This is a genomic window from Mesorhizobium sp. LNJC394B00 (assembly GCF_000502555.1).
GTDB lineage: Bacteria > Pseudomonadota > Alphaproteobacteria > Rhizobiales > Rhizobiaceae > Mesorhizobium.
Map to the genome: position 1 here is coordinate 1 of NZ_AYWH01000033.1, position 4,128 is coordinate 4,128.

Annotated in this window: 5 protein-coding genes and 2 pseudogenes; 3 read left to right on the top strand and 4 right to left on the bottom strand. The window is 58.6% G+C overall.

Annotated elements, in window-relative coordinates; all coding sequences use genetic code 11:
• Window positions 1-126: 126 nt before the first annotated feature.
• From X751_RS01000000164630 to X751_RS0134955, 3 genes and pseudogenes are all read right to left on the bottom strand, one after another.
• Entirely contained in the window at window positions 127-810 is a 684-nt protein-coding gene (locus X751_RS01000000164630; protein ID WP_023686095.1) for an IS6 family transposase, read from the bottom strand.
• A 154-nt stretch (window positions 811-964) separates the two neighbouring features.
• A pseudogene (locus tag X751_RS1000000168375) lies at window positions 965-1,119 on the bottom strand (DUF1403 family protein); the annotation flags it as partial.
• Between the two features lie 243 nt (window positions 1,120-1,362).
• Complete coding sequence (locus X751_RS0134955; RefSeq protein WP_023693588.1) at window positions 1,363-1,740, bottom strand: hypothetical protein; 378 nt, start codon at window positions 1,738-1,740, stop codon at window positions 1,363-1,365.
• A 277-nt stretch (window positions 1,741-2,017) separates the two neighbouring features.
• Between X751_RS0134955 and X751_RS01000000164635 the strand changes: the two are divergent.
• The 3 genes and pseudogenes from X751_RS01000000164635 (at window position 2,018) to X751_RS135000 (ending at window position 3,544) form a co-directional block, all read left to right on the top strand.
• Window positions 2,018-2,760 (top strand): annotated as a pseudogene (locus tag X751_RS01000000164635) (IS6 family transposase).
• Complete coding sequence (locus X751_RS135005; protein ID WP_031194388.1) at window positions 2,757-2,936, top strand: hypothetical protein; 180 nt, start codon at window positions 2,757-2,759, stop codon at window positions 2,934-2,936. Before X751_RS01000000164635 ends, X751_RS135005 begins: the two are co-directional and overlap by 4 nt.
• Window positions 2,936-3,544, top strand: coding sequence for a hypothetical protein (locus tag X751_RS135000; protein ID WP_023746499.1), 609 nt, complete (start codon window positions 2,936-2,938; stop codon window positions 3,542-3,544). The genes X751_RS135005 and X751_RS135000 overlap by 1 nt, the downstream gene beginning before the upstream one ends.
• Before the next feature lie 105 nt (window positions 3,545-3,649).
• On the opposite strand, the gene X751_RS134995 is transcribed toward X751_RS135000, so the two are convergent.
• The gene (locus X751_RS134995; protein ID WP_023679571.1) at window positions 3,650-3,925 is read right to left on the bottom strand and encodes an acyl carrier protein; all 276 of its coding nucleotides are present in this window, start codon (window positions 3,923-3,925) and stop codon (window positions 3,650-3,652) included.
• Window positions 3,926-4,128 lie beyond the last annotated feature (203 nt).

The following is a 4,128-nucleotide window of genomic DNA, read 5'->3' on the forward strand; positions in this document are numbered from 1 at the left end:
CTCGGCGGCCGATGCGACGGAGTATTTCCAGATCCCGACCGGACGTGTGGTCGAGATCGGCACGCAGGTGGCGATTTAGGGCATGCCGCGGTTGAGAAGAATCGGTGCTGTCACATTGAATGAGCGTTAAGGAAATTCAGGTAGCAGCGCGCCCGGCACTGTAAGTTTCAGCGGCTTGATGCAGCGATAGCTGGCCGGGACGGCTGTCACGCTGTGGCGACACACGCGATTTTGTTCAGATTTGCATGGGAGCGTTACGCAGGTCTCGATGTTGAGCCGATGACAGCGCATTGCAGGGAAAGTGAGCAGGTCGGCAATCGGATCATGGATGGAAACGAACCGCTGAAGCTGGCGTGCCGACTTGAAGCGTTTCATGATCCTTTGGCGTCGTCGGGTCGGCTGGTGCGAATTTTCCGCTCGATTATTCAGGCCTGTGTGCGACCGGTGTTCGACGCCGGGCATGAGGTCGCGCATGGCGGCATCATAGGATCGGAGCTTGTCGGTGATCATGATCCGTGGTGTCCGCCCTTGAGCTTTCAGCAACTTGCGCATCAGACGCTTTGCCGCCTTGGCATTTCGGCGGCTTTGTACCAGCACTTCGAGGACGAAGCCGTCCTGATCGACGGCACGCCAGAGCCACTGCTTCTTGCACTGATAGCCACGACACATTCGTCGAGATGCCATTTGTCGCCCAGGCAGCCGGCTGATATTGATCTCCTGGGCGAAATGCCGTCCGAATTTCTCCGCGCAGCTTCGAACGGTCTGATGCGTGACGATGATGCCGCGGGCCGCCAGCATGTCCTCAACCATGCGCAGGCTGAGCGGAAAGCGAAAGTAGAGCCATACCGCGTGCGCAATGATCTCGGGGGAAAGCGGTGGCGACCATAGAGCGGACCACGAGCAACTTCTGACATGGCCCAATGTAAGCACATCTTCATAAGCTGTCGGTTGACTTTACGGTGCCGCGCCAAGCGAGCAGCATCCGGCCGGCGGGGCCGACCCCGTCTCCCGGCCGTGAGCAGAACGGCATCACGCAGGGGCCGCTTCATCCTCGACGCGGCCAGCCTGCTTTGCCGTTACCGCCGCCGCCGAAAGCGCCAGGCGTTGCCGCCAGGCGCCGGTCCGCCGGCAGCGGTTCGTCTCCACCGATGATCCGACTGCCAACCAATTCCACTTTCCCCCATACCTGCGTAACGCCGCTATGCAAATCTGGACAAAATCGCGTATGTCGCCGCAGCATGACAGCCGTCCCGACCAGCTATCGCTGCATCAAGACGCTGATATCTTTACAGTGCCCGCACGCCTCTCGCGCGCCAACGGCCAGTCGGTGTCGCGAATTGAGGCGCGCTGAAGCCGTCCGGCTCAGCCGATCATGGCGCTTCGGTTGCCGGGTTCGAGGTCGTGGCCTCTGCCGCTGCGCGATTCTAGCAATTGCGCCTTGGAGAGCTCTGCTTCAGCCTCGGCGAGGCATGGCTCGGCTGCGGTTCTCTGCCGCAGAAGGTCCGATTGCGAATTCTTGACGTTGTCACGACGTAGGCGAGCGGCCTTGGCGAACGTCGGATAAGCGAAATGATTGACATCGGAGATGCCGCCCTTCGTTTCCTCGGCGTTTATCTGGAAGTCCAGTTCTCGCGCCATGCGTTCGAAATCGGCAATCATGATGTCTAGCTGGTGCAACTGTCGCCGCTTCTCATTCACCTGAAATTGCTTCAGTCGGACCAGATTACCTCGTGGCTTCATGACTCGGTACTCCGGTACCCATTTCGTCCAATCAAACCGCTCTCTCCCCTTGACGTTAGGCCTACAGCGACTCTCACGTTTTCTGCTGCGAGCGGAACCATATTTTCCAAAATCCTTGGCCGATGGCTATGAGTTCAATGCATCGACAAGCATGCGAGCGGGGGACTTAAGGGGCGGTAAAAAAAGGCGGAATAGGGCGATTTTCACAATGTTTGCATATGAACGCGTTGAGACCTGCGGCGGGCTTGACACACAAGCAATCGTCAAGATTTGCGACATGGACGCCGGGGGGCATGAATACGCCCGCCGTCAGCTACACGCCCCCCGATTTCCGCCGCCTATTATCGCCCACGCGCTCTGGCTTTATTTCCGGTTTCCGCTGAGCCTGCGCCTGGTTGAGGAAATGCTGCTGGAACGCGGCATCGTGGTTTCGTATGAGACAAGTCGCCGGTGGGGCATCTAAGTTCGGGCTGGACTGCGCTCGCTGCTTGCGCCGCAAGCCGCCGTGCCGGAATGATGTCTGGTACCTGAACGAAGTGGTCGTCACCATCGCCCGGCAAAAAGCTTTGGTTGTGGCGCGCCGTCGACCAGGATGGATATGTGCTGGACGAAATCGTGCAAAACCGCCGCAACACCAAGGCCGCCAAGCGCTTGCTGACGCGGCCGTTGAAGAAGCAGGGGCTCGCGCCGAAGCGCATGATCACCGACTAGCTGCGCTCGTATGGAGCGGCAAAGCGACAGGTGATGCCGGACGTCAAGCACCGGTCGCACAAGGGGTTGAACAACGGAGCGGAGAATTCCCATGTGCCGCCGCGAAAACGGGAGCGGATGATGCAGAGGTCCGATCGCCGGGAGGCCTGCAACGCTTCGTCTCGACCTTGTCAGCCCTCCGCAACCTCTTCGTCCCGCCCCAAACGTTCTGCTCTCGCCATACATGTTCATCGCCTCAGCGCGATGGCGCTGGTGATATCACGACGCGTTTGTACCGCTCGACCTACGCCACAGGTGCCGACGCTGTGACGAGCTTCGTCGGTCGCGTGTCGAGTGACGGCACCGGGGACAATTATCGTCGACCGCAGTCCATTGCCCAGACCAAGGCGCTTCTCGGCGTCGGCACGATGGCAAATCGCAGCGTCACGATCTCGGCCGCTGCCCCTTCTGGCGGCGTGGACGGTGATTTCTGGGTGCAGCCGTAATGGCCCTTTACGTCAAAGCCTCCGGGGTCTGGGGGGCGGCTAGCGCCGTATGGGTGAAAATCTCAAGCCTCTGGACCAAGGCTCGACAGGTCTATGTGCGCAGCTCGGTCGTCTGGGAGAAAATGTTCCCGATAGATCTGGTCTTCAATGGCACTCACGAAGACTCGACTGCCACGACCGTTTACACCCACACCAGCATTCCGCTTCTTGTCGCGCCACACGCTAATCGTCGTGTCATCGTGACAACTGACACCGAAAGTGCAGTGACCGTCAACAGTATGACGATTGGGGGTGTGGCTGCCACCCTTCTCGCTCAGGTGGAAAGCATCTTCAATTCTGGTGTGGTCTATCTGTCAGTGTGGTCGGCCCTCGTGCCAACCGGTACGACGGCAACGATCGTGACCACGTATAGTGAGAGCGTGTTCCGTGACTACATGTCGGTCTATACGACCACCAATTGGGATGGTGTGGTGGGCACTGTTGCCTCTGACAACAATTCAACGGGTGGCCTGACAACGACCGTCAGCATTGGTGCCCTGGGCGCAGCGATCGCAATTGCGGGCAACGCCACCAAAGGGGCATCGGCACTGCGACATGGACCGGGCTGACCCAACAGTTCTCAAACACACCAGTCACGAATAGAAACCACAGCGGAGCAATGGCAATAGCTACCGCCGCCCAAGCTGCCCTCACCGTAACCTGTGCCTACAGCACTACTCCAGCACTTGTCGCACTGCTGGTGGTTCCGCGGTGCGCAACTCCTGACTGGCGACGGCGTCGGCGACATGCCTTACGGACTCGTATTGCCAGAGCTTGTAATCGTCGACAAACCAGCCAAGTCGGCTCTCGATCGCCGTAGCAAGCTCGTTATAGTCGAGGCTGTCGAGGCCGAGATCCCGCATTCTGGTTGTCATCGACACCTCTACTTTTTCGGCAACTAGAGCGTTGAGGGTTTTGAGAACCAGTTGTTCAATTTCAAGTAATGTCATCACTAATACAGCCTTTTGCTTGCAGATTCAGGTAATGCAACCCTGATCGGGGCGCAACCCCCAAAACCAGGTGTGCCGTTGAAACATGTTCTTGTCATTGACGATGATGCCGCAATGCGGCGCCTCATCGCCGATGCATGCCCTGAAGGTAACCGCAGTCCACGATAGCAAGCAGTTTGACTATGTTCTTTCACGTGAGCCAG

Excerpts from the sequence above, each read along its gene's own strand:
- X751_RS135000 (WP_023746499.1), top strand. The coding sequence starts at position 2,936 with ATGGCCCTTTACGTCAAAGCCTCCGGGGTCTGGGGGGCGGCTAGCGCC.
- X751_RS01000000164630 (WP_023686095.1), bottom strand. The coding sequence starts at position 810 with ATGGTTGAGGACATGCTGGCGGCCCGCGGCATCATCGTCACGCATCAG.
- X751_RS0134955 (WP_023693588.1), bottom strand. The coding sequence starts at position 1,740 with ATGAAGCCACGAGGTAATCTGGTCCGACTGAAGCAATTTCAGGTGAAT.
- X751_RS134995 (WP_023679571.1), bottom strand. The coding sequence starts at position 3,925 with ATGACATTACTTGAAATTGAACAACTGGTTCTCAAAACCCTCAACGCT.